Origin of the sequence: Cryobacterium sp. TMS1-20-1, from assembly GCF_004402355.1 — a bacterium.
Classification (GTDB): domain Bacteria; phylum Actinomycetota; class Actinomycetes; order Actinomycetales; family Microbacteriaceae; genus Cryobacterium; species Cryobacterium levicorallinum.
The window spans coordinates 161928-185727 of sequence record NZ_SOGF01000057.1; the positions used below are offsets into that span (position 1 = coordinate 161928).

The 23800-nt window shown below is 63.6% G+C and carries 23 protein-coding genes; 9 read left to right on the top strand and 14 right to left on the bottom strand.

Annotation, left to right across the window (positions count from 1 at the left end; translation table 11 throughout):
* Positions 1-50: 50 nt before the first annotated feature.
* From E3O45_RS15285 to E3O45_RS15300, 4 genes are read right to left on the bottom strand one after another with little or no spacing between them, the layout of a single operon-like run.
* Complete coding sequence (locus E3O45_RS15285; RefSeq protein WP_104131642.1) at positions 51-1721, bottom strand: cytochrome c biogenesis protein ResB; 1671 nt, start codon at positions 1719-1721, stop codon at positions 51-53.
* Positions 1705-2466, bottom strand: a complete 762-nt coding sequence (locus tag E3O45_RS15290; RefSeq protein WP_092448428.1) for a cytochrome c biogenesis CcdA family protein — start codon at positions 2464-2466, stop codon at positions 1705-1707. Before E3O45_RS15290 ends, E3O45_RS15285 begins: the two co-directional genes overlap by 17 nt.
* Entirely contained in the window at positions 2463-3098 is a 636-nt protein-coding gene (locus tag E3O45_RS15295; RefSeq protein ID WP_134444214.1) for a TlpA disulfide reductase family protein, read from the bottom strand. The genes E3O45_RS15290 and E3O45_RS15295 overlap by 4 nt, the downstream gene beginning before the upstream one ends.
* Positions 3095-3739 (bottom strand): histidine phosphatase family protein, encoded by a 645-nt coding sequence (locus E3O45_RS15300; RefSeq protein ID WP_134444215.1) that lies wholly within the window; start codon positions 3737-3739, stop codon positions 3095-3097. Before E3O45_RS15300 ends, E3O45_RS15295 begins: the two co-directional genes overlap by 4 nt.
* Positions 3740-3906: 167 nt before the next feature.
* Here E3O45_RS15300 and aspS point away from each other — a divergent pair, with 167 nt between their 5' ends.
* Positions 3907-5235 (top strand): aspartate--tRNA(Asn) ligase, encoded by a 1329-nt coding sequence (gene aspS, locus E3O45_RS15305; RefSeq protein WP_104131640.1) that lies wholly within the window; start codon positions 3907-3909, stop codon positions 5233-5235.
* A gap of 7 nt (positions 5236-5242) precedes the next feature.
* Here the strand turns inward: aspS and E3O45_RS15310 are convergent, their stop codons facing one another.
* The 5 genes from E3O45_RS15310 to E3O45_RS15330 form a co-directional block, all read right to left on the bottom strand.
* Positions 5243-5542 carry a Dabb family protein gene (locus tag E3O45_RS15310; protein WP_104131639.1) on the bottom strand — a complete coding sequence of 100 codons (300 nt, stop codon included), beginning with the start codon at positions 5540-5542 and terminating at the stop codon, positions 5243-5245.
* The gene (locus E3O45_RS15315) at positions 5539-5808 is read right to left on the bottom strand and encodes a glutaredoxin family protein (RefSeq protein ID WP_134444217.1); all 270 of its coding nucleotides are present in this window, start codon (positions 5806-5808) and stop codon (positions 5539-5541) included. The genes E3O45_RS15310 and E3O45_RS15315 overlap by 4 nt, the downstream gene beginning before the upstream one ends.
* A 46-nt stretch (positions 5809-5854) precedes the next feature.
* Positions 5855-7885, bottom strand: a complete 2031-nt coding sequence (locus E3O45_RS15320; RefSeq protein ID WP_166789519.1) for an Ig-like domain-containing protein — start codon at positions 7883-7885, stop codon at positions 5855-5857.
* A 372-nt stretch (positions 7886-8257) separates the two neighbouring features.
* Complete coding sequence (locus tag E3O45_RS15325; protein ID WP_003792170.1) at positions 8258-8356, bottom strand: 30S ribosomal protein bS22; 99 nt, start codon at positions 8354-8356, stop codon at positions 8258-8260.
* A gap of 132 nt (positions 8357-8488) precedes the next feature.
* Positions 8489-8944, bottom strand: coding sequence for a helix-turn-helix transcriptional regulator (locus E3O45_RS15330; RefSeq protein WP_134444220.1), 456 nt, complete (start codon positions 8942-8944; stop codon positions 8489-8491).
* A gap of 413 nt (positions 8945-9357) precedes the next feature.
* Between E3O45_RS15330 and E3O45_RS15335 the strand changes: the two genes are divergently transcribed.
* The 3 genes from E3O45_RS15335 to E3O45_RS15345 all read left to right on the top strand — a co-directional run bounded on the left by E3O45_RS15335 (position 9358) and on the right by E3O45_RS15345 (position 13335).
* Entirely contained in the window at positions 9358-10677 is a 1320-nt protein-coding gene (locus E3O45_RS15335; protein ID WP_241985391.1) for a TrkH family potassium uptake protein, read from the top strand.
* Between the two features lie 210 nt (positions 10678-10887).
* Complete coding sequence (locus tag E3O45_RS15340) at positions 10888-11559, top strand: TrkA family potassium uptake protein (protein WP_092448437.1); 672 nt, start codon at positions 10888-10890, stop codon at positions 11557-11559.
* A gap of 156 nt (positions 11560-11715) precedes the next feature.
* Positions 11716-13335: a chromosome partitioning protein gene (locus tag E3O45_RS15345; protein WP_241985392.1), complete on the top strand. Its 1620-nt coding sequence runs from the start codon at positions 11716-11718 to the stop codon at positions 13333-13335.
* A 3-nt stretch (positions 13336-13338) separates the two neighbouring features.
* Here the strand turns inward: E3O45_RS15345 and proC are convergent, their stop codons facing one another.
* Positions 13339-14187 carry a pyrroline-5-carboxylate reductase gene (gene proC / locus E3O45_RS15350; RefSeq protein ID WP_134444223.1) on the bottom strand — a complete coding sequence of 283 codons (849 nt, stop codon included), beginning with the start codon at positions 14185-14187 and terminating at the stop codon, positions 13339-13341.
* A gap of 92 nt (positions 14188-14279) precedes the next feature.
* On the opposite strand from proC, the gene E3O45_RS15355 reads away from it, so the two are divergent.
* The gene (locus tag E3O45_RS15355; protein WP_134444224.1) at positions 14280-15242 is read left to right on the top strand and encodes a cation diffusion facilitator family transporter; all 963 of its coding nucleotides are present in this window, start codon (positions 14280-14282) and stop codon (positions 15240-15242) included.
* A gap of 3 nt (positions 15243-15245) precedes the next feature.
* Here the strand turns inward: E3O45_RS15355 and tadA are convergent, their stop codons facing one another.
* Positions 15246-15722, bottom strand: a complete 477-nt coding sequence (tadA, locus tag E3O45_RS15360; protein WP_206750280.1) for a tRNA adenosine(34) deaminase TadA — start codon at positions 15720-15722, stop codon at positions 15246-15248.
* 34 nt (positions 15723-15756) lie between these two features.
* On the opposite strand from tadA, the gene upp reads away from it, so the two are divergent.
* The 4 genes from upp (at position 15757) to E3O45_RS15380 (ending at position 19332) form a co-directional block, all read left to right on the top strand.
* Entirely contained in the window at positions 15757-16389 is a 633-nt protein-coding gene (gene upp / locus E3O45_RS15365) for a uracil phosphoribosyltransferase (RefSeq protein ID WP_134444226.1), read from the top strand.
* 493 nt (positions 16390-16882) lie between these two features.
* A complete protein-coding gene (locus tag E3O45_RS15370) occupies positions 16883-17584 on the top strand; it encodes a winged helix-turn-helix domain-containing protein (protein ID WP_134444228.1) in 702 nt (233 codons plus the stop codon).
* Between the two features lie 376 nt (positions 17585-17960).
* Positions 17961-18368, top strand: coding sequence for a MarR family winged helix-turn-helix transcriptional regulator (locus E3O45_RS15375; protein ID WP_134444277.1), 408 nt, complete (start codon positions 17961-17963; stop codon positions 18366-18368).
* A gap of 265 nt (positions 18369-18633) precedes the next feature.
* Positions 18634-19332 carry an SDR family oxidoreductase gene (locus E3O45_RS15380; protein ID WP_134444230.1) on the top strand — a complete coding sequence of 233 codons (699 nt, stop codon included), beginning with the start codon at positions 18634-18636 and terminating at the stop codon, positions 19330-19332.
* A 3-nt stretch (positions 19333-19335) separates the two neighbouring features.
* Here E3O45_RS15380 and E3O45_RS15385 read toward each other — a convergent pair whose 3' ends face one another.
* From E3O45_RS15385 to E3O45_RS15395, 3 genes are all read right to left on the bottom strand, one after another.
* Positions 19336-20799: a cryptochrome/photolyase family protein gene (locus E3O45_RS15385; protein WP_134444232.1), complete on the bottom strand. Its 1464-nt coding sequence runs from the start codon at positions 20797-20799 to the stop codon at positions 19336-19338.
* A gap of 855 nt (positions 20800-21654) precedes the next feature.
* Positions 21655-21816 (bottom strand): methionine/alanine import family NSS transporter small subunit, encoded by a 162-nt coding sequence (locus E3O45_RS15390; protein ID WP_134444234.1) that lies wholly within the window; start codon positions 21814-21816, stop codon positions 21655-21657.
* Complete coding sequence (locus E3O45_RS15395; RefSeq protein ID WP_134444278.1) at positions 21813-23423, bottom strand: sodium-dependent transporter; 1611 nt, start codon at positions 23421-23423, stop codon at positions 21813-21815. The genes E3O45_RS15390 and E3O45_RS15395 overlap by 4 nt, the downstream gene beginning before the upstream one ends.
* Positions 23424-23800: the final 377 nt, after the last annotated feature.

The following is a 23800-nucleotide window of genomic DNA, read 5'->3' on the forward strand; positions in this document are numbered from 1 at the left end:
AGCGAGTACGAGTTGAGCAGTGCGGGGTCAGTCAGATTCACGATCTAAGCCTAAGTCGTTTCGGGGGTGGCGACGATGGGTTGGTGGGACTTGAGCAGTTTCAGATGTCGGTCGGCCAGGGCCGTGACGGCGCTGCCGAGGGCTGGGTCGTCACCACGGGCGAGGCCGGCATATTCGAGGTGAACCGTTCCATCGGCACGCGTGGTCGCCTTGACCCAGACTCGGCGACGCGGCACGAGCAGTCCGGTGAACAGGCCGAACAGCACGAGTGCGGAGAAGGAGATCAGCCAGATCTGGGTCGGATCGTGGTGAATGTCGAAGCTGGCAAAGCGCGGAACCGACTGCTTGAGATCGCCGGCCGCCGAGGCGGCCGGGTCGTTGTCGATGAAGCTGACCGTGCCGAGGTCATTCGGCAGCTCGGTGGACTCGCCCGGCTTGAGTTCGATCGAGTCGACTCCGGTGGTGCCGCCGTTCTGCTGGGTCAGATCGTCGGTGACGAGGGCATAAACGGATGTCGGCACGCCGTCATCGAGACCGAGGTCGCCGGTGTACACGTTCAGGGTGAGCAGCGGATACTCGAGGTCGGGGTAGCTGGAGAAGTTCGCCCCGGACTCGGCCTTGTCCTGGGTGGGATAGAAGAAACCGATCATGCCGAGCTGTTCGGCCAGACCGTCTGGCACCTTGACGATGCCGAGCGAGGTGAGGTTGGCGTCCTGCGGCAGAAACGGTACCGAATCGGAGAACACCACGGTGCCGTCGGGGGCCGTGACCTGAATGGTCGGTGCGTAGCCGTTGCCGAGCAGGTAGATGCTCGTGCCGTTCGTGCGCAGCGGCCCATTGACCTTAACCACGCTGGGCTCCGCTTCTGCGCCCTTGGGGGTGACGGTCACGTCGGCGGTGAAGTCGATCGGCTGGCCGTAGGCCTGCAGGTTGAGCTGCTCGTAGGCCACCGCGAAGTCGTCGAGGCTCAGGGTGTAGGGGTCGAGGGTTCCGTCGTCGAAGAAACGTCCAGGGTTGAAGGAGTCGTACGCGAGCAGCGTGTTCACGAAAGTCTGGCCTTCGACCAGCACGCGCTGGCCGCTGAAGCCGTAGCCGCCGCCGAATCCGACGGTGACCAGAACGCCTACCAGGGCGCCGTGAAAGATCAGGTTCCCGGTCTCGCGCAGGTAGCCGCGTTCGGCCGAGACCGATGACTCCCCCTCAGCCTCGAACCGGGCGACGCGGTAGCCGCTGGATTTCAGGAGGGTGCGGGCGTGGGTGATGGCGGCGGAGGCATCCGTTTCAGCCGGCGCGTCATGCTCGATGAAACCCGACAGGCGGGAGAGCCGCGCCGGAGTGGTCGGCGGCTTCGCACGCAGGGCCAGAAAATGGTGTTTGGTGCGCGGAATGACGCAGCCGATGAGCGAGATGAACAGCAGCAGGTAGATCGCCGAGAACCAGGCCGAGGTGTACACGTCGAAGGCTTGCAGCTGGTCGAGGACCGGTGCCAGGTCGGGGTTGTCGGCAAAGTACTGGGTGACGCCGTTCGGGTCTGAGCTGCGCTGCGGCACTAGCGATCCGGGAATGGCGGCGATAGCGAGCATCAGCAGCAGAAACAGGGCGGTGCGCATACTCGTGAGCTGACGCCAGAACCAGCGCAGCCAGCCGGTCAGGCCGAGCTTGGGCTGCACGACCCCCGGTGTCTGCGGGCGGGAATCGTAGTGGTCAGATGGCCGGGACAAAGCTGCCAATCACCCCTTGCAGGTCGAGGAGCCAGGCATTCCAGATGCCGGTCACCATGAGGACTCCGATAACGACGAGCAAAACGCCGCCGAACAGGTTGATGGCACGTATATGCCGTTTCAGGAATGCGACCGATCCGGTGGCCCAGTTGAGGCCGAGGGCGATCAACAGGAACGGAATACCGAGGCCGAGGGAATAGAACAACGCGAGCAGACCGCCCTGCCAGGGTGAGCCGGTGCCAAGGCTGAGGGAGTTGATGGCGGTGAGGGTCGGGCCGGTGCACGGCGTCCAGCCGACCGCAAACACCGCGCCGAGCAGGGGCGCTCCGGCCAGGCCCATCTTGGGGCGCCAACTGGTTTTGATGGTGCGCTGCATCGCGCCGAACTGGCCGACGAAGACCAGGCCGAGCAGAATGACCACGACGCCGGCGATCCGGGTGATCAGGTCGCGGTAGGAGTTGAGCCAGAATCCGGCCGCGCCGAAAACGACGCCGGTGAGCACGAACACCACGGTGAAGCCGAGCACGAACAGGCCGACCCCGGCCAGCAGCCGGTTGCGGCCGCGCCGATCCCGTTTGGAGGTTCCGGTGCGCCCGTCGGTGAAGCCGCCGATGTAGGCGAGGTAGCCGGGTACGAGCGGCAAAATGCACGGGGAGGCGAACGACACCAGCCCGGCCAGGAGCGCGATGGGAATAGCGAAGAGCAGCTGCCCGCTGAAGACGATCTCTCCGAAGGGATTGTTCACTCGCCGGTGCCGCTGTCAATGATCGGGCCAGTCTCCGCGATCGTGTCGCGAATCAGGGTTTCCAGAATGGAGGGCGAGGTGACCTGGCCGAGAATGCGGGCGGCAACCCGGCCTTCGGCGTCGAGCACAAGTGTGGTGGGCACCGCGTTCGGCGGGATGCTGCCGCTGAAGGCGAGCTGCATGGCGCCGGTGTCGACGTCGAGCACCGAGGGGTAGGTCACGCTGTAGGTCTCGTTGAACGCGATCGCGTTCGGCGCCTGGTCCCGCACGTTGACTCCGAGAAAACTCGCGCCCTCATTTTCGAATTGCGCGTTGATGCTTTGCAGATCGGATGCCTCGGCCCGGCACGGCGCGCAGCTCGCGTACCAGAAATTGACGACCAGAACCTCGCCAAGCTTGTCGGCGCTGGTGACTGTTTCACCGGTCTCGGTCACGCCGGAGAACTCGATGGCCTCGCCGCGGCTTTCGAGGGGGATCTCGGTGACGCTGCCGTCGCCGGCGATGAAGCCCTTGCTCGAGCCCTCGCGGTACTGCTCGGCGAGCGGGTCAGAGGAGCAGCCGGCGAGCAACAATGCGGCTGCGGCGAGACCGGCCACCAGCGGGGCGACCCGGCGACTCTTCACGCGGCTCATACGGCACCCACGTCGTTGCTCGGATCGAGAAGTTCTGCGGCCGGGCTGGCATAACCGGTTTCCGCGAAGTGGTCGCCGCGCCAGGACAGCGTCGTGATGCTCGACAGATCGCACCGCCGGTTGCGCGGGTCGTGGGCGAGTCGTTCATGGGCGAGGGAGCGGTGCACCATCCAGATCGGCAGCTGGTGGCTGACCAGCACAACATCGCCCTCGTCGACCGAGTTCCAGGCGTCATCGATCGCCGCGAGCATCCGCTTCGAGACAGCCCGAAACGGTTCGCCCCAGCTCGGCCGGAGCGGGTTGACCAAAGCCGGCCAGTTGCGGGGGTCGCGCAGCGCGCCGTCTGGACCGCGCATCCGCTTGCCTTCGAATGCGTTGGTCGGTTCGATAATGCGTTCCTCGCTGTCGACCGGCAGCCCAAAGGCGGCGGCGATCGGTGCGGCTGATTCCTGCGCACGCTGCAGCGGCGAGGCGATCACGCGCACGACCGGGCGGCCGCGCTCGACCAGTTCGGCGGCGGCGGTGGCGGCCATGAGCACACCCTGCTCGGACAACCGGTAGTTCGGCAGCCGTCCGTAGAGCACGCGTTCGGGGTTAAAGACCTCACCGTGACGCACGAGATGCACTTGACTGGCTACCACCCGACCAGTCTACGGAGGCCCCAGCCTTGAAACCGCCGTGAGAGCGCTCAGACGTCAACGATGCTGATGCTCCGGGCGAGGTCATCCACGATCGGCAGCAACTTCAATACTTGTACACCGGGCTCCCCTCGGCGGGGACCCTGGGCGGCTCCGGCTAAGCTCGAACAGTGACTTCGCGCGTATTAATCAAGAACCTGTCCGCTCTCGACGACGGCCCCGTATCGGTGTCCGGTTGGGTCGATACCGTTCGAGACCAGAAAAAAGTGCAATTCGTCGTACTGCGCGACGAATCCGGCGCCGTGCAGCTGGTCAATCCCCGCACAACGGATGCCGATGGCCAGGTCGTCGCCGACGAGCCGGCGACCAGTATCTCGGGTCTCGCCCAGGGCACCTTCGTGACGGTGACCGGTGCGCTCAAGCACGACGAGCGGGTCAAGCTCGGCGGCATCGAAATCAAGCTGGCCACCCTCACCGTCGTGTCGGCCGCCATCCCCGAGACACCGATCGCGGCCGACTCGAGCCTCGACAAGCGCATGGACTGGCGCTTCCTCGACCTGCGCAACCCGAAGCAGAACCTCATCTTCCGCATTCAGACCACGTTCGAGCACGCGCTGCGCACGTACTGGATCGAGCACGACTTCATCGAGCTGCACACCCCCAAACTCATGGCCAGCGCGAGCGAGAGTCGCGCCGAACTGTTCGAGGTGGGCTACTTCGAGACGAAGGCGTACCTCGCGCAGAGCCCGCAGTTCTTCAAGCAGATGGCGCAGTCGGCCGGCTTCGGCAAGATCTTCGAGGTCGGCCCGGCATTCCGCGCCGACCCCTCGTTCACGAGCCGCCACGCCACCGAGTTCACCAGTGTTGACTCCGAGATCAGCTGGATCAACAGCCACGACGACGTCATGCAGCTGCACGAAGACCTCATGGTCGCCGGCTTCACCGCCGTCAAGGCCCGGCACGGCGACGAGGTCAAGGCCCTGTTCGACGTCGAGGTGACCGTTCCGAGCACGCCGTTCCCGCGCATCCCGCTGGCCGAGGCCAAGGAGATCGTGAAGAGCCGCGGCTACGAGGTTCCCCGCGACGACGACGACATGGACCCGGAGGGCGAGCGTCAGATCGCCGCCTACGTGGCCGAGAAGTACGGACACGAATTCGTGTTCCTCACCGACTACGCCTCGAGTATTCGCCCGTTTTATCACATGCGTCACGAGGGCGACGCGTCGATTACCAAGAGCTACGACCTCATCTTCAACGGCACCGAGATCTCGACCGGAGCCCAGCGCGAGCACCGCATCGAGGTACTCGAAGCGCAGGCGATCGAGAAGGGCCTTGACCCGAAGGAGATTGAGGGCTACCTGGACTTCTTCCGCTACGGCGTGCCCTCGCACGGAGGGTTCGGCATGGGCCTCGCGCGCGTACTGATGCTCATGCTGCACCAGGCATCGATTCGCGAGGTCACCTACCTGTTCCGCGGCCCGACCCGCCTCGAGCCGTAAGGATCAACTAGACCTCGAGGTCGACCGCCAGGCGGTCGGCGACGACGGTACGGATGAACGCACCAGCCTTCTTGTGCTCCGGGTGCTTCTGGTAGCGGTCGAGGGCCTCGAGGTCGTCGAAGTCGGCGATCAGCGCGACGTCCCAGTTCTCGTTACCGGCAACATCCGGACCCACCGTCAACGCGCGAATCTCGGGCACAACCCCGACGAGGGCGTTCAGGCCGGCAGCGATCTGGGCCGCGTCGTCGGCCTTCTTGCGCGGGGTGAGAGCGCTGAGTTTCCAGCAGACGATGTGACGAATGGTCATGAGACCTCCAGTAGGGCGGTGCGCAGGCGCACCGGATCGATGCGCCAGTAATTGTGCACCTGGCCGTTAATGAGGAGCACCGGGATGTCCTCCAGGTAGCGCTCGTGCAACTCGGCGTCATCGAGAATGGAACGTTCCTCGAGCGTGATAGTGAGGGCCGATGCGTCATCGGCGAGCTTGGCCACAACGCTGCCGACCACGTCGCGTGCGTCATCGCAGAGGTGACAACCGGGCTTGCCGATCAGGGTGAGGTGTGCGGTGGGCATGGGTCTAGCCTACGAGGCCGCGGTTACTCGACTAGACCATGCTCTGCTAGATGGAACTGCCGGTTCGGAACGTCCAGGTTTTCGTTGCAAGGGGATTGCCGGCCGCATCCCGCACCGCACTGGTACCGCCCGTAATCGTCACCCGGTACAGCGTGTTGGACGCGAGCGTCACGGAGGGATTGATCGTGAGAACTTTCGTCGTCGAATTGAAGTTCCTCACTGCCGTAATAACCGTGCCGGTCGAAGCATTCGTCAATTTCACCGTTGACGCACTCACTCCGATGATCGCTTCGCTGAAGGTCGCCGTCGCGTTGGCGGTACGGCTAACGGATGTCGCCCCCGATGCCGGGCTGACACTGGTAATAGTGGGCACCGGCCCCGACGTGAACGACCAGGAGGTGGGCACTAACGGGTTGCCGACGGCGTCCAGCAGGCCAGACACGTTGACCGAGAAGAGTCTGTCGGCGCCGAGGGTGGCTGTGGGGTTGAGCGTCGCCGTGCGGGTTGTCGCGTCATACGTGACGGCCGCTGGCACGAGCGTCGTTCCCGTCTTCATCGTGATCGTGGTCGTCGAAACCTTCGTCACCGGCTCGCTGAAGGTGACCGTGACGTTGGCGGTCCGGCTGATTGCGCGGGCATCCGCTCTGGGGACCGCCGCGATGATCGTGGGTGCCGGACCCGACTGAAACGACCAGCTCGTGCCGGCGATCACGTTGCCGGCAATGTCACGCACACCGGTCACGGTCACGGTATAGAGCGTGTCCGCTGCGAGGGTCGACGACGGGTTGAGTGTGGCGACGTTTGTCCCCGAGGCGTAGGTCACGGCCGCAGCTACCGTTGCCGTTTGGGAGCGCAGTGAGAACGAGCTCGCCGTCACATTGATGACCGGTTCGCTAAACGTCGCCGAGATGTTCGCCGTCTGGCTGATCGACCGTGCATTGACGACCGGAACCCGGCTAGTCACGGTCGGCGGGGTGACGTCGCTGTTCCCCGGCGAGACGTCGCTGTTCCCCGGCGAGACGTAGAGCAGATAGTTGCTCGTTGACCGAGCGTCGAAGACCACCCCCTGCGTTGCCTGTGCGGAAAGAAAGTCGTCGATTTGCGCGGGAGTTGACGACGCGTTGACCTGTAGGTACCGCGCTACGGCACCAGCAACATGGGGCGCTGCCATGGATGTACCGCTCATCAGCGTACTGTCAGTATCCGACCCGATGAAGCTGGAGCGAACCCCGCTACCGGGGGCAAACAGGTCGATGCACTCCCCGAAATTGGAGTAGCTCGACCGATAGTCGCCCTCGTCGGTTGCGCCGACGGTGATCGCCGCCGGCGTCTCGGCCGGAGAGGTGGTGCCGCACGAGTCCTGCGACCTGTTGCCCGCAGCGACGACGACCGGCACGCCGGCTGCCGAGGCGTTTTCCACTGCCTCGTCCAGCAGGGCATTGGACTCGCCGCCGCCGCTAATGTTAATGACCGAGGGGCCTGACCGGTAGGTAACGACCCAGTCAACGGCAGCGATCAGGTCCGAGACGTAGCCGCTCCCTCCGCAATCGAAGACGCGGAGGGCGACCATGCTCACGGACTTCGCAACACCGTAGGTCGTACCGCCAATGGTGCCGCTGACATGCGTGCCGTGGCCGTTGCAATCGCTGGCGTCGCTGTCATCATCGACGAAGTCATAGCCGCTCGTCGCACGGCCACCGAACTCGGTGTGGGTAAGCCGGATTCCCGAGTCGATCACATAGACCGTCACGCCAGCCCCTGACGTTCCGTAGTCGTAGGTGCCAGAAAGAGCCGAAGAACGCTGGTCGATGCGGTCTAGCCCCCATGGGGCATCCGGCTGCAACGTGTCGATGTGAGTTGCGGTATCCAGCTCGACCCGCTCGACCAGGGGGCTGCTGCGCAAGTGCGCGATTTGGGCCGCGGTGAGCTTGGCCGAGAAACCAGCGAATGCCGCGCGGTAGCGGTTGTCAATCCTGACGCCCGCCCGGCTCTGAGCCTCGGCGAGGGCGACGCCGGCAGCGGATGACGCCGCCTGCACGATCACTGATTGGCGGGGATCAGCAGGATTCGCAGCCATGGCAGCGCCTTGCGCGCTCGCTGCGAGCGTGGCGGCCGGGCTAGCCGCTTGTGCCGTGAAAGTGCTGGTAGGCAGTACAATCCCAGCAAGTACCAGCAGCGGGATGATTATGGCAGCAGTACATCGACGCAAGAGCGCCGAGGGAGCGTGGTTCACGGGGGTAGCCTCTCGGACGCTAACGCCCACGTATTCCATCAATAGTGATGCCGCGCACCATGGCACCGCCACCCCCATTCGGGGTAATGGCACATCGACGCTATGCTACCGGCGCAACGCGCAGGAACACCACTCCGCCCAGCCGTCTCTCAGGCAAGCAAAAAGCGCCAGTCCCGAAGGGCTAGCGCTTTGCTCACAGAACGACGAGGAGTCGCTCTACTTCTTATTACGACGCTGGTGGCGAGTCTTGCGAAGCAGCTTGCGGTGCTTCTTCTTCGCCATACGCTTGCGTCGCTTCTTAATTACAGAACCCACACGGACCTCACAAGTATTGGTTTAGTCGCGGGGCCCGCGACTGACACGAAAACACCATTCTATCGGACAAAACGCTCTCCAACTACTCAACCGTCGGATCGGGCCGGTCGCGGGAACGCGAAACGCCCGATTTCAACCGTTTCTGCGCCACTTCTTCGCGGTCGCATCCTTGACCACCTGGGACATCTGCGAGGCGTCGGCGAAAGCCTTGCCGATGGCCGAGGCGAAGGCGCGCTGCTCGTCTTTCAACCCCTCACCCTCCAGATCGGCGGTCTTGACGGCCTGATCGAAGTCGACGCTGAGGAACGGGATCAGCCAATCCTCGATCTCCTCGAGCGGCGAATATTCCAGTCGGTAGAAGCGGTGTTGCCCGTCTTCGCGCACGGTGACCAGACCGGCTTCACGCAGCACCTTGAGGTGCTTGGAGACCGTCGGCTGGCTCAGCCCGAGATGACCGACGATGTCGGACACGCTCAGTTCGCTGCGCCCCGCGCTCCCGGGCTCGCCGGGGGGATCAGCCCGCTCCAAGAGGATGCGCAAAATGTCGCGTCGCGCCGAGTCTGCCACCACGGTGAAGATGTCTGCCATACCCTCAGGGTAGTCATTCGTACTGGGTAAAAACCACCGCTGGGTAGTGCCATGTCAAACTGGCACAGGTCGCAGGTCAATCGGGGGTTCCAGGTGTTGTCGAGAACCGGGACAGGCCCGTCCCTCCCCCACCCACTCTCTATTTTGGTGCGCAGCCGGGACCGCGTGAGGGCGTGATTGTTCACACACGGTTTCAATGAGCTTGCCCTGATCGATATCGTTGGCAGTTGCGCACCAAGGTCACGACTCTCGGACCGATGGCGGGCCGGATCGATACCTGCGGCTTAATTTAGTCATTAGAGTGTCGACGAGTTTGGTCAGCGACCCTCATCGTCGAGCGGAGAATCCCCATGCACCACGCCCACTCCGAACCAAGTCAAACGCAGGAGCCTCGGTCCCTGATCCGCGAGTTCGTGAAGCGTTCGCCCTCCCGGGCAGCAGCACTCATCTTCGTCGCGGCCGCTCTTTTCTTCGCCATCGTCTTGTCTCTTCCGATCGCTGCGGCAGATGGGAACCGAACACCCCTGCCCGATGCCATCTTTACCGCCGTCTCGGCCGTGACAGTGACGGGCCTGACGACGCTGGACACAGCAACTCACTGGTCTTTCTTCGGACAGGCGATGATTCTGCTCGCTATCCAGATTGGCGGGCTCGGCATTGTCACGATTGCCCTGCTCCTGGCGCGGGCGGTTACTCGGCACCTGGGCCTCGGCGACAAGGTCTTCGTTCAGCAGAGCCTCGGCACGTCGAGGCTCGGTGAGGTCGGCAGTCTGCTTCGCACCGTGGTGCTGACCACGCTAGCGATCGAAGCGGCACTCGTGGCAGTCCTGATCCCACGGTTCGTGATGATCGAAGACAACTGGTGGGACGGCGTCTGGCACGGACTCTTCTACGGAATCTCCTCGTTCAACAACGCCGGCTTCGTCTCGCATGCGGGCGGCCTCGGCCAGTTCGATGGCGACTACTGGATTCTGACCCCGATCATGATCGGAGTATTCGTCGGAAGCTTCGGCTTCCCCGTGTATCTGACCTTGATCCAACACAAGTGGAATAGAAAGCGCTGGACCCTGCACACCAAGCTAACCCTCGGCACGACCACACTTCTGCTCATCGCCGGAGCGGTTGCCTGGGGAGCCATGGAATGGGGAAATGAACGGTCAATCGAACACCTCAGCATCCCGGACAAGCTCTTCCACGCCTTATTCGCCTCGACCATGATGCGTTCCGGCGGATTCGCCATCACGGACACGAGCGAATCGAACCCGATCACCCTCCTCATGACGAACGCATTGATGTTTGTCGGTGGCGGATCCGCATCGACTGCGGGAGGCATCAAAGTGGTCACGCTCGCGGTCCTCTTCCTCGCCATCGTCGCGGAAGCGCGTGGCGATAGGCGCGTCATGATCAGCGGACGGACGATTCCCGACGGCACCCTGCGGCTCGCCATCAGTGTCACATTCCTAGGCGCCACGCTCGTGCTCGTGGCGACCGGGCTCATCATGATGGTCAGCGATGAGCCGCTGGATCGCATCCTCTTCGAAGTTATCTCCGCTTTCGCTACCTGTGGCCTGTCTGTTGGGCTCAGCGAAGAGCTGCACCCGGCGGGAAAATACGTGCTTAGCCTCCTCATGCTGGCCGGCCGGATTGGCCCGATCGGTCTGGCTGCTGCCCTTGCGCTCAAACAACGCAATGTTCTCTACTCGCTCCCGGAAGAACGCCCGATCATTGGGTAGTCCGTTCAGTCAGGCAACTTTGGCCCGGCTCGCTGGCCGTCGAACCGCTCGATCGCCCTGTTGATTTTCGGCATGGTGGTTTACCGGAAAGCGTGTACGTGATGGCGGCCACGATGTTCATGGGCCGGGTTGGTACAGTGATTCTCGCGGCAGCATTGGCCGCAAGCCAGAGCAGGCCACTGTTTAAACACCCGGAAGAGAGGCCCAACGTTGGTTGATCGCATCAAACACGACGCTCCCGTACTCATCGTCGGGCTCGGGCGTTTCGGTGCTGCCACAGCCGGCCAGCTCGACCGTCTCGGCCGCGAAGTGCTCGTGGTCGACACGAGTGAGGCGCTGGTGCAGAAATGGTCGGAGCGAGTCACCCACGCTGTGCAAGCGGATGCCCGCTCCCTCGAGGCGCTGCAGCAAATCGGCGCCCAGGACTTCTCCATCGCCGTCTGCGCAACCGGTGCCTCGGTCGAAGCGAGCGTGCTCATCGTGGCGAACCTGGTTGACCTGAAGATCCCGCAGATCTGGGCCAAGGCCATTTCCAAGTCACACGGCAAGATCCTCGAACGCATCGGCGCTAACCACGTGATCTACCCCGAGGCCGAGGCCGGGGAACGCGTTGCCCACCTCGTGTCGGGTCGCATGCTCGACTTCATAGAGTTTGATGATGACTTCGCCCTCGTGAAAATGTACCCGCCGAAGCAGATCCGCGGCCTCAACCTGGTTGACTCCGGCGTGCGTCGCAAGTACAACGTCACGGTGGTCGGCGTGAAGAGTCCGGGAAAGCCGTTCACCTATGCCACCGCTGAGACGGTGGTCTCCAACCACGACCTCATCATCGTGTCGGGCGCCGAAGCCGACATCGAGCGGTTCGCGGCGCTCGGATCTTAGCCGATCAGCATCCGTTCTGGCGGAATGCACCCGGATTCGGTGAATAATCCTCCAATTCGTGGACGGCGACCGGCTATTCTCCTACTACGGACATAACTCGTCGCAGCTCGGCGAGGCTGCCTGTGGCGTCATGTCCGAGGACGGAAAGGCTCATCCATGTCACGAAACGTTCCCGCGCTCCCCGATACCGTTGCGCCCGAGGCCGGATTCACGGTACCTGACACCACCGCTGACATCATCGCCGAAGTGCAAACCGGTACGACGGGCGAGGTCACCATCAACGGCGCAACGCGCACGGTGACCGGCAACGATGAAGCCGGCGTGCGCGAGGAGATCATCGGTCTCGTCGTCGAGACTGCCCGCACCCGCGGGCAGTCTGTGCTGCTGCAGGTCAGCGACGAGCAGGGCGACTGGCCGCTGACGGTGCACCCGAACGGACGCGTCGAGTCCGCCGGACCGGTCGTCGTCGGGCGGCATCCCAAGCCGGCGCACACCGTGCCGCTCCCCGTGCAGAACAGTTCGCCGCGGCCTGCCGTGCCGATCGAAGCGGATGCGCGCACCCCGTTTGCTGCGCTGCTGCAGCCGCCCGCCGCAGAAGCCGCCGCCGATGAACCCGACGATGAACCCGTCAGCCTGTTCGAATCCCTGCTCGCTCCTCTGGCTGTTGCCGCGGAGCCGCGGGCATCCGTCGGCGGAGCAGAGCGGACACCGTCGCTGCCAGTCGCGTCAGCGCCGGTCACATCAATGCCGGTCACATCGGTGCCGGTCACATCACGTCCAGCCACCTCGCCATTCGTAACCTCGCCCGCTGCCGCCGCCGCGGCCGCCGCGACATCGACCACCGTCCCGCCCAACCTCGCCGATTTTCTGAGCTCGCGGCCGCCGGCACCGACCGGTCCGGCCGAGCACGGCTGGCAGGGCGCCATGCGCCGCCTCACCGGCGGGCTGGTCTCGCTCGCGCCGAGTCCCACCGAGCAGATGCAGCGCAGCGCCATCAGCGCCGTGCAGCGCAGCCTGAACGGCCCCCGCACGATCGTGGTCCTCAACCCCAAGGGCGGGGCGCACAAAACAACCGCAACGCTGCTCATTGCGGCAACGTTCGGCATCTATCGCGGCGGCTATACCCTCGCCTGGGACAACAACGAGACCATGGGAACCCTGGGCGTACGCGCCCAGGCCGCTCGGCACACCAATACGGCCGTCGATCTGCTGCGCGACCTGGATCGCTTCGGTGATGCTCGCTCCCGGGTGGGCGACCTCGACAACTATGTGCGGTCGCAGGGCGACGCCCAGTTCGATGCACTCGCCTCCGACCTCGATCCGGCCGGAGCGGCGAGCATCGACGATGTCGCATTCCGCAAACTGCATACAACGCTCAGCCGCTTCTACCGGGTGCTGGTCATCGACACCGGCAACAACATGCGGGCCAGTAACTGGGAGGCGGCCGTGGAGACCGCCGACCAGCTCGTGATCGTCTCGACCATCCGCGAGGACACCGGTTACGGTGCAGCCTCGCTGCTCGACGGCTTGCGCCAGAAGGGGCACGCCGACAAGGTCGCCCAGGCGGTGACCGTACTCGCTTCACCGTCGAAGACCGCGGATGAGCAGTTGTCCGCGCGCCTGCACGACCACTTTCGCCAGCTCACCCGCACCGTCGTCGACGTTCCCTACGACGCTTCGCTGGTCGGCGGCGGACCGCTCAACGTCGACGCGCTGGCGCCCCGCACCCGCTCAGCCTGGTTGCAGGCGACGGCCGCCATCGCCGAGGGGCTGTAGGCGCTAGGAGGCGGCGAGTTCCTTCGCACGCGCCAGGGCGGCATCCGTTGCGGTGTCGAAGAGTTCCTTGAGGCCACCCTTTTCGAGCTCCCAGACGGCGCGCTCGGTGGTGCCGGCCGGACTCGTGACCAGGCGGCGCAGTTCGCTCGGCGACTTGTCCGAAACGGCGAGCAGCGAGCTCGCACCGAGGAAGGTTCCGTTGACCATGATGGCCGCTTCTTCGGGCGTGAACCCCTTGGCGATGGCCGTTTCGGTGAGCTGCTCGATCAGGTAGAACACGTACGCGGGGCCGGAGCCGCTGATGGTACTGAGGGCGTCGAGCTTGCTCTCGGGAACGACCAGAACGTCGCCGACGGTCGCGAACAGGGCACGGGTGAGTTCGAGGTCAGCGTCGCTCGATCGGGTGCCGGCGCTGATGCCGGTGACGGCCATGCCGACGACGGCGGGCGTGTTCGGCATGGTGCGGACGACGTGTACGGTGCTCGGCAGGAGCGATTCGAAGGTGTCGATGGTGACGCCGGCCGCGACGCTCAGCACGAGCGTGCCGGGAGCGAGCGACGTGCCGATTTCCGCCAGCAGATCGGCGACCATGTACGGCTTGACGGCGATAATGACGATCTGGGCGCCGTCGATGGCTTTGAGGTTCGCGTCAGCGTCGATTTCGGTCGCGTAGGCGGTGACACCGTCGGTGTCGGCCAGCTCGGCGGCCTTGACCGCGGTGCGGTTGGTGACGCGAATGCCGCCCTCAACGGTGACGCCGGGCTTCAGCAGGCCGGCCAGAATGGCGCGAGCCATGGAGCCGGCGCCGAGGAAGGCGATCGTGGGCAGAGTCACATTCGGGGAAGAAGTCATCCGACCAGTCTACTTTTTCCGTCATCGAGGTGCCCAAAACGCCCCACCTGAGCGCAGCCTCCGCCAGCTGGCGCCGGTTCTAAGATGATCCCATGAGCGCATCGGGCGGAAACAAGGCAATCGTGGCGGCCTTCGCGGCCAATCTGGGCATTGCCATCACCAAGTTCGTGGCCTGGGCTTTTTCCGGCTCCTCCTCGATGCTGGCGGAGGCGGTGCACTCGGTAGCGGATGCCGGCAACCAGTTGCTCCTGCTGCTCGGTGGTCGCAAGGCTAAAAAGCGGGCCGATCTGGAGCATCCGTTCGGCTATGGGCGCGAACGCTACGTCTACGCCTTCGTGGTGTCGATCATCCTGTTCTCGATCGGCGGTGTGTTCTCGCTCTATGAGGGTTTCGACAAGCTGCAGCACCCGCATCCGCTCGAAAATGCCTGGCTACCGATTCTGGTGCTCACTATCGCCATGGTCCTCGAGGGCTATTCGCTGCGCACCGCGATTCGGGAATCGAACCATGTGCGAGGGAAGCAGAGCTTGGTGCAGTTTGTGCGGCACGCGAAGGCGCCCGAGCTGCCCGTCGTACTGCTCGAAGATGTCGCGGCGCTCACCGGCCTGGCCTTCGCCTTCGTGGGTGTCGGCCTGACCATCATCACCGACGAGCCGATCTGGGATGCGATCGGCACGCTCGCCATTGGCGCGCTGCTCGTGCTGGTCGCGATCATTCTCGGCATTGAGACCAAGAGCCTGCTGGTCGGCGAAGGCGCCAGCAGGAGAGACCTCGATGCCATCGAGGCAGCCATTCTCGACGGCCCGGAGACCAGGCGCATCATTCACCTCAAGACCCTCTATCTCGGCCCGGACGAGATTCTGGTCGGCGCCAAACTCGCCTTTGACGGCGACCACCGCTTTACCGACGTCGCCGCGAATATCAACGCCGTGGAGACCCGCATTCGAGCCGCCGTGCCGTTGGCCCGCACCATCTATCTCGAGCCGGATATCTACTTCGACCCGAACCTGGCCGACCCGCCGACCGACAGCTTCGTGATCAAGGGACTCGAGTAGGACTCAGCGCCGGCTTCTGCGCGCCGGATCCTCGAAGAATTCCCGCAGAATGGTGCCGCACTCGACCTCGTTGACGCCAGCGAAGACCTCGACCCGGTGGTTGAGTCGGCGGTCGCGCAGCACGTCGTAGACCGACCCGGCCGCTCCCGCTTTTTCATCCCAGGCGCCGAAGACGACCGTGGGCAGCCGGGCGGCGAGGATGGCGCCGGAGCACATGACGCAGGGTTCGAGCGTGACGATCAGGGTGCATTCGGTCAGGTGCCAGTCCCCGGTGTGCGCGGCGGCCTGGCGAATGGCGACGACCTCGGCGTGCAGGGTGGGGTCCTGGTGCAGTTCGCGCTCGTTGCGGCCCCGGCCGATCACCTGGCCCGCGCTGTCGACGATGATGGCGCCGACTGGCACGTCGTCGGAAGCCAGGGCGGCGCGCGCCTCGGTCAGGGCCAGCAGCATCCACTCATCGTGTTGGTCTCGTGCACCCATGTCTCACCTCAACCCGTCTAGTAGAATCGAGCCTATGCGAGTCCACGTTGCCGACCACCCGCTCATCACGCACAAGCTCACCGTGCTCCGCGATAAGAACACGCCGTCACCGCTGTTTCGATCGCTGGTCGAAGAGCTCATGACACTGCTCGCCTATGAAGGTACGCGCGGCGTGCGGGTGGAAGCCGTGACCGTGCAGACCCCAGTATCGGCCGCGCAGGGCGTGCGGATCAGCGATCCGAAGCCGCTCGTCGTGCCGATTCTGCGCGCCGGCCTGGGAATGCTGGAAGGTATGGTCAAGCTGCTGCCGACCGCCGAGGTCGGTTTTCTCGGAATGGCCCGCAACGAAGAGACGCTGCAGCCGACGACCTACGCCGAACGCCTGCCCGACGATCTGTCGGATCGGCAGTGTTTTGTACTCGACCCGATGCTCGCCACCGGCGGCTCGCTCATCGCCGCGATCAATTTTCTATTCGACCGCGGCGCGGTCGACGTGACGGCGATCTGCATCCTGGCGGCCCCCGAAGGCCTCGCCGCCGTCGAGGCGGCACTGGCCGGCCGCGAAGTCACGATCGTGCTGGGCGCCGTCGACGAGAAGCTGAACGAGCTGGGCTACATCGTGCCCGGCCTCGGTGATGCGGGCGACCGCCTGTACGGCCTCGTCTGATCTCATGCAGGTCCTGCGACCGACAACACGCTGGGCCCGGGTCACATCAATAATCTTTGATCGATCCACGTTTCATCATGCAATATTTCACAAAGACGTGATTTTGCACGGAATCGCCTAAACGGGCAGCACGCTGCGAACGTGTTGCACGTCATTCGGCGACTTGCCGCGACGCCAAATTGACACGCGGCGTCACATTCCGCTTTACTCACAGTTATGACAACCAGCGCACGCCCCCTGACCTCCCTCGAGGCCCCCGGGACTGCCGCCATGATGATGGCCGGCACCCCCGCCATCCGCTGTTGCCGAATGTGCCGCTAACCGCGACGTTCCCCCTCGCGTTCACTGCCTGACAGTTCAGGCTGACGCCCCGAATGCTTTTCGATGCATTCGCCTTCCGGCCCCACGGGCCACACCTCGAGTCTCCGGCACGGAATAGGCGCTTCGCGCATCCGTCGGGCTCCCGTCGATCGAACAGTCAAGGACCTCTCCCATGTCTCTCGCACACATCCACGCCACTCGCCCCACGTTCAACCGCCCCGACCTGACCCTGGCCCCGCCGGTGGCCACCCCCCGCATTCGCGCCGTGCCCAGCGGTACCGAGGCTCGCGGCTTCGTGCTCTACGTCGGCATCGATGAAGCCAAGGCGGCCGCGGCCGGCACAAGCCTGAACCGCATCGTCGAGGCGCTCAAGTCCCTCGCCGCCGACATCGCCCCCTCGTCCGAGACCTACGCCGCCGTCGCTTTGGCCCCCCAGGGCGCCGGCGGCCGCGACGTTGACGTCGTGCGCCTGGCCCTGCAGGATCCGGCCGCACTCGCCGCCCACCGCGCCGAGCCCGAAGAACTCGACCGAGCCCGCAGCGGTGTCGTCGTCGACATCTCCCGCAAGCGCGTCATTCTCGATAACGAGACGGCAGCACTGACCTACAAGGAGTTCGAGCTGCTGCAGTACCTCGTGCTGCGTGAGGGCCGCACCATTGACCGGGCCGAAATCATTTCGTCGCTGTGGAACTCCGCCGACGAGGAAGACACCCCGAACGAACGCACCATCGACGTGCATGTTCGCCGTCTGCGCTCCAAGCTCGGCCGCTACGAAGACATCGTGCGCACAGTGCGCGGTGTCGGCTACCGCTTCGACCGCCACGCGGACGTCGCTATCCGCCAGTCGACCACGCCGAGCCCCGACCTGTTCTGAACGGCCGCTCACGTGCTGCCGGTTAAAAGGACTGAGGGCCAGTCGCAGAGGCTACGACTGACCCTCTTCCCTTGCACCAAGAGTGTCCTGCAATCACATTTCACGTCGTCCGCCACAGCAAACGGTTGACGCACCTAAAACATATAACGAATAGGTAACGGGCGCCACCTTTGGGCCAGAAAATCACCTGCGAGTTTCATGCACGGCATCCGTTTTTTCTCAGCAAGCGGATGCTCCCGGCCCAGCCACCGACCCTGGCCCGGCCTGCCCCGCCGAGTCTCTATCCTTGATAGAACGAGGTTAGGAGCCGCAGGTGGTGGATCGAACAATCGCGGTGGGCGCGTGGGAATCGCTGTTTCGCGCCCAGGTGGCCATCATGCGCAGCCTGGCCGCGAATTTTCCGTCCAAGGAGATTTCGCTCAACGAGTACGACGTGATGTTCAACCTGTCTCGGCAGCCGGAGCGACGCATCCGCTTGCGTGATCTCAATCAGCACGTGCTGTTGACTCAGCCGAGCGTGAGTCGCCTCGTTGATCGGCTCGTGTCGCGCGGATATCTACACAAGCTCAGCGACCCGAGCGACGGGCGCGGCGCGATCATCGAGCTCACCGAGGCAGGCCTGGCTCTGTTTCGACGGGTCGCTGTTATGCACATGGGCGCGATCACCGAGCGCATTGGCGAGTCCCTGACTCAGGCCGAACTGCTGCAGCTCGCCGCACTGTGCGACAAGCTGCGCGTCGGCTGCCCTGGCGAGCGTGACGAGGACCCAACACTCGACGTTTAACCCACGCCGGCCATCGAAAGGTCGGGCGATGGAACGAGGGCCCTACCCCTCGTCCCACCGAGGCAGTCCCTCGCAGGAATGCCTTCCTCACCGTGCGCCCGAACATTGCCCGGCGAGAAAATCGGGTGCAACCACGTACCGGTCCCTGGGAACAAAACGAACGCCGACAAGTTGAGGAATGCTCGCTTTGGTCGATGCTATCCCAACTTGGGGACGGAAACCCTAATCTTGCGCATGCACTCAGCATCTCGTTTATCATGAAGCCATGGCTTCCCTCTCCGGTTCATCCGTTCTTATCGTCGGCGCTACCGGTGGCTTGGGCCGCGAAATTGCCCAGCTTCTGAGCGAAGAGGGCGCTCTGCTCACCCTGCACGGGCGCAGCGCTGAGCGTCTCGCCGAACTCGGCATCTTTGGAGCGACGGTCACTGGCGACCTGAGTGATCCGAGCACGGCCGCACAGCTCGTGTCCGCCGCCCTAGCCGCACACGGCCGCCTCGACGGAATCATCAACGCCGCCGGAGTCGTAGCGTTCGGCCCCCTAGCGGATGTCGCTGACGAAACAATAGATACGCTGATGGCGGTGAACGCGACGTCACCGATGCGCCTGCTCCGGGCCGCCCGTCCCGCTCTGACCGAATCATCCGGCGGGCATCGTGATCCGTTCTTTGTCACGCTCAGCGGCATTGTGAGCGAGCGCCCAACCGCGAACATGGCGGCATACTCGGCCTCGAAGGCAGCCCTCGCGGCCTTCGCGCAAGCGGCGGGCCGGGAGATGCGACGGGACGGCATCCGCTTTCTTGATGCACGACCCGGCCATACCGAAACGGGACTGGCCACCCGACCGATCCAGGGGTCAGCACCGCCACTACCTACCGGCTATCAGCCAGCGGATGTCGCCCGACGCGTCGTCGACGCGATCATCTCCGGCGAACGCGACCTGCCGAGCACCGCCTTCGCCGGATAGTCCCTACCAGTCCGTGCGCGTGCGCTCCTGAGCCACAACCTCGTCGCGGTCCACAAGACGCCTCAGGCCGGCGAGCGGCTGGGCCATGCGGTGATTACCGCGGATGCGCGGCTCCACGCGATCCAGGAATGCCCAATATCCGGCCGTGAACGGGCAGGCCTCCGGACCCAGCCGAATTTTCGGATTGAACCGACAGCCCCCGCAGAAATCAGTCATCTTCGAGATATAGGCGCCACCGGCGGCGTAGGGCTTCGTCGCGACAATGCCGCCGTCGGCGTGCTGCGACATGCCGACAACATTGGCCGGCATGACCCACGGTGTTCCGTCGACGAAGGCATTGATAAACCAATCCGACAGTGCCGACGGTTCGTAGCCTCGCTGCAATGACCAGTTGCCCAGAATCATGAGGCGCTGAATATGATGCGCGTACCCGGTGCGGGAAACCTCATCGAGCACGTGGCTCAAGCACCGCGCTTCGACGGCGGCACCGTTCAATTCCAGAAACGCTGGCGGAAGCGGCTCGTGGGCTCCAAGAAAATTGCTCTCCGCGACGTAGTTCTCACCGAGGTGCCAGTACAGGTGCCAGACCCAGTCCCGCCAGCCCATGATTTGGCGCACCACGGCCTCGGCGCTGGGCAACGGAACCTGACCGGAGTGGTACGCCAGGACGACCGCGTCGATGACTTCCTGCGGATGCAGGAGGCCGAGGTTGAGTGGGACGCTCAACCTCGAGTGGGCCATCGTGCTATCCCCGATCAGCGAGGCATCCTCGAAGGGCCCGAAGTCCGACAGTCGCGTTTCGACGAAATCATCCAGCGCCGCGAGCGCTTCCTCGCGGGTGGCCGCAAATCGGCGCGGGCCATCCGCTCCGATCAAGTGCACTCGGCCCTCGGCGACGAGGCGGTCAAGGTCTCGGCGCACCTCCTCGTCGATGTCGTCTTCGACCGGGGCCCACGGGTCGGGCAGGCCGAGACTGGCCGCACGTTTCGGTGGCGGCTGTCGATTCTCGTGATCGAAGTTGAAGCGCCCGCCCTCCGGCTCAGGGCCACGCATAAGTGTGCCGGTGGTCGTGCGCACGTGGCGGTAGAACTGCTCCATCACAAGCCGGGATGCGGGCCGGCCGTCGGCCCAACTGGCGAAGTCCTGTTCGCTCGTCACGAAGCCTCGACTCGGCAGAACGGATGCGCCCAATTCTGCGACCAGCGCGCGTGCGCCCCACGAGGTGGGGTTGATCACCTCGAGATTACGGCCCTTGAGCACGTCCCGGTAGTGCTCGGCTCGCAGAAACTCTGCGCGATCACCCAACTCCCGCGCGCGGTGGCGAAGTGCGCTCAGGATGAGGTGGGCTTTAGCCCGGTGATACGTGCGTCGCCCCAGAACGGCAGCCGCCTCGACCAGCACAATGGGCCCACCGTCGTCGTAGTGGGGACCGAGCTGGTCGACAAACAGAAAGCGCGGCAGGGACATGATGCCGATTCTATCCCCGCCGATAAAAGACACAAAGCACCCCGTCCGACACGTGGCGAACGGGGTTAAGCGGTGCGCCGGAAGGGATTCGAGCAGTGCTCCCGCCAACATCAAGAATCCAAGACCCACTGTCTTCGTCCATGTAAATACCGATACTGCCTTCCGTATTTTTATGAGTATGCGATGACGAACGTGGAGATAGTGTGGCGCACTTTGGCCGATGCCGCGCTGGACGGTCAACGAGACTGGGCCAGCATCCGGATATCGCTGGCGCAGCTTCTGTCGCGCCGTCCACCACAACCTGCGTGCCGACACGATGGTGTCAACGACCCTGCCCGCTACCCAAAACCTCTTTGACGGCATCGAGGTCGACTACGTTCAACTCGGCATCTACCTGCTCTACGAATCTCAATTCGGCGCAAACTGCGCCCAAAGGTTGAAGTCTTCGCGGAATACCCCGATGAGCTCTCGTTCGGTGGAATACCCGTTGGGACCATCCTGCTGCCGTGATCCTTTACACGAGCAACGGTCTCTGCCGCGACGGGGACCTCACCAGCAGGAACCTGTCGTGGCGGAGGGACAAAGCACGCCGCAGTCGAACCGCCCTCCCGGCCACCGAACAACGCGGATTTGTGGCATTACGAACAGGTGGCTTAGGGGTCCGGGTGCCAAATTTTCGTCGCTTTCAGAAAATCTGCTCCTCACGGCCGTCGTCGCGCGAGCCCGCTTTCTCAAGCTCATACAAAGGTCGCCCGCTCCGGGCAGCGGGGCGTGCTGAAGAACTATCCGCGAACAGCCGATCTGGCGAACCGACTCAGCCGCGGGCGAATCAACGTCACTTTGCGGGTCACGAACTTATCGTAATGACGACACGGATGCGCCGTCGTGCAAAACGGCGTCGGCTTCCTCGTCGTCGATGACTTCCGGATGCCGCTTGAGATTGAGCAGGGCCATCCCCAGCCCTCCCCATACGGCCAACAAAGCGATGATCATCATGACGACCGCGGAGGTACTCATGGGTTCTTCCTTTCCCCCGCTGCGGATCCGGATGCGGCGGTTTCGGGCAGGCGAGTTTCGCCATCCATGATCTTATCCGTGGCGGATTTATTCGCATCGAGTTCGGCGTCCAGGATCGGTTCATGGATATTTATCTCATAAGCGGCGGATCGATGACTCCACGGAATCTTCGAAAGCAGGTAGGCGATCAGCACCAAGGCAATCACCATGCCCCAGCCGAAGACGCCGACAAACCAGTCCGGTAAACCGCCGTAGCCCTCGCTGATCCTGGTGGTGACGGTGTCGATCAGGATGTAACCCAGGACCACCGGAGTGACACCGCCGATGAAAATCTGCCAACTGCGGCCCAGCTTAACCGAGGACGTTGCATTGATGTGTTCGCGCAGCCGGGGAAGAGCGCTGAACCCAGCGGACATCGCCACTACGGCCACCAGTGCGACGGCTACAATTCCGAAGCTATTGACAAAGGCATCGGTTACATCGAGCAGGTTCAGGCCCGTCGTCGTTGGAAACAGCAGGATCGATATCAGGGCAATAGGGATGCCGACGACCAGCACTGCCTTCACCCGCCGCCAGCCTAACTTGTCCTGAACGGCGGCAATGATGACTTCGACGATACTGATCAGCGACGTTAGACCGGCGAACACAAGCGAACCGAAGAACAGCACTCCCAACAGAACACCCGCCGGCGCCTGCGCAATGATGGTCGGGAACGCAATGAATGCCAGACCGATACCGCTGACAGCGACTTCGTCCACACCAACCCCGCTCGATGCCGCCATGAATCCCAAGGCCGCGAAGACCCCGATGCCGGCCAGCAGCTCGAAGCCGGAATTGGCGAAGCCGACGACGAACCCGGAACCGGTCAGATCGGTTTTTCGCCGCAGGTAGGAGGCATACGTGATCATGATCCCGAAGGCCACCGACAGTGAGAAGAAGATCTGCCCATAGGCAGCCACCCAGATAGAACTGTCACCGAGTCGGGTCCAGTCCGGCGTGAAAAACGCGTCCAGTCCGGTCCAGGCACCCTCAAGGAACAGCGCTTGGACGACCAGAATGAGGAACATGATCAATAGCAACGGCATAAACACGATGGAGGAGCGGGCAATTCCCTTTTGCACTCCCAAAGCGAGGATGGCGATAACCACGCCCCACACGAGAATCAGCGGAATGAGCACGGAGGGCACGAAGTCGAAGCCCAGGTTCACCTGATCGCTGACCTGGAGGAACTCGCCGGTAAAGAAACCCGCTGCGTCGTCGCCCCAAGCGGTGGTGAAGGAGAATATGAAGTACATGCCGGCCCAGGCAATGATCACCGCGTAGTACACAGCAATGACGAAACAGATTCCGACTTGCCACCAGCCAATGGCTTCGGCTTTGGGATGCAGTCTCCGCATTGCCAGCGGAGGTGACCCACGAAATCGGTGCCCGATGGCATAATCGAGGAAGAGTAGCGGTATTCCGGCTGTGAGCAAGGCGACCAGGTACGGGATAATGAACGCCCCGCCGCCGTTTTCGTAGGCAACGTAGGGGAAGCGCCAGATATTACCCAGTCCCACGGCGGACCCGATGGCAGCGAGAATGAACACTCTCCGCCCGGACCACATTTCACGTTCCGGCCGCGCACTCACAGTCGAGGGCGGTTGTTGTGTCTTTCCCAATGCACTCACAATTATGATCCTCGCTACAGAAACTCTTGGTAGGTAACCTTCTTCACGGTATCCCCGCCCCAGAAATCATGTCAAGACGCACGGCTACATTGATTCGTAGAATCATTCGAAAGAGAACCTCACATAAGTCGATATCTTCTGATTTCATTTCTCGTTATCGGTGTCACTGGTGCTTGCGAACGCGTAGTCATGCGTCTTTTACGGGAGGCTGAGTGGGACTGTCTCTTAAACGGTGTTTCCGGCCTGACGCGCTGGACGTGGGTCTGGCGGGTACGGTGCCGTGATGACGACGCTTGATGCTGTGACGAAAAAAC

Bases quoted from the DNA above. Each gene is read 5' to 3' on its own strand.
- E3O45_RS15295 (WP_134444214.1), bottom strand. From the start codon at position 3,098: ATGAGCCGCGTGAAGAGTCGCCGGGTCGCCCCGCTGGTGGCCGGTCTC.
- E3O45_RS15310 (WP_104131639.1), bottom strand. From the start codon at position 5,542: ATGACCATTCGTCACATCGTCTGCTGGAAACTCAGCGCTCTCACCCCG.
- E3O45_RS15315 (WP_134444217.1), bottom strand. From the start codon at position 5,808: ATGCCCACCGCACACCTCACCCTGATCGGCAAGCCCGGTTGTCACCTC.
- E3O45_RS15320 (WP_166789519.1), bottom strand. From the start codon at position 7,885: ATGGCTGCGAATCCTGCTGATCCCCGCCAATCAGTGATCGTGCAGGCG.
- E3O45_RS15330 (WP_134444220.1), bottom strand. From the start codon at position 8,944: ATGGCAGACATCTTCACCGTGGTGGCAGACTCGGCGCGACGCGACATT.
- E3O45_RS15345 (WP_241985392.1), top strand. From the start codon at position 11,716: ATGTCACGAAACGTTCCCGCGCTCCCCGATACCGTTGCGCCCGAGGCC.
- proC (WP_134444223.1), bottom strand. From the start codon at position 14,187: ATGACTTCTTCCCCGAATGTGACTCTGCCCACGATCGCCTTCCTCGGC.
- E3O45_RS15355 (WP_134444224.1), top strand. From the start codon at position 14,280: ATGAGCGCATCGGGCGGAAACAAGGCAATCGTGGCGGCCTTCGCGGCC.
- tadA (WP_206750280.1), bottom strand. From the start codon at position 15,722: ATGGGTGCACGAGACCAACACGATGAGTGGATGCTGCTGGCCCTGACC.
- upp (WP_134444226.1), top strand. From the start codon at position 15,757: ATGCGAGTCCACGTTGCCGACCACCCGCTCATCACGCACAAGCTCACC.
- E3O45_RS15370 (WP_134444228.1), top strand. From the start codon at position 16,883: ATGTCTCTCGCACACATCCACGCCACTCGCCCCACGTTCAACCGCCCC.
- E3O45_RS15375 (WP_134444277.1), top strand. From the start codon at position 17,961: ATGCGCAGCCTGGCCGCGAATTTTCCGTCCAAGGAGATTTCGCTCAAC.
- E3O45_RS15380 (WP_134444230.1), top strand. From the start codon at position 18,634: ATGGCTTCCCTCTCCGGTTCATCCGTTCTTATCGTCGGCGCTACCGGT.
- E3O45_RS15385 (WP_134444232.1), bottom strand. From the start codon at position 20,799: ATGTCCCTGCCGCGCTTTCTGTTTGTCGACCAGCTCGGTCCCCACTAC.
- E3O45_RS15390 (WP_134444234.1), bottom strand. From the start codon at position 21,816: ATGAGTACCTCCGCGGTCGTCATGATGATCATCGCTTTGTTGGCCGTA.
- E3O45_RS15395 (WP_134444278.1), bottom strand. From the start codon at position 23,423: ATGTGGTCCGGGCGGAGAGTGTTCATTCTCGCTGCCATCGGGTCCGCC.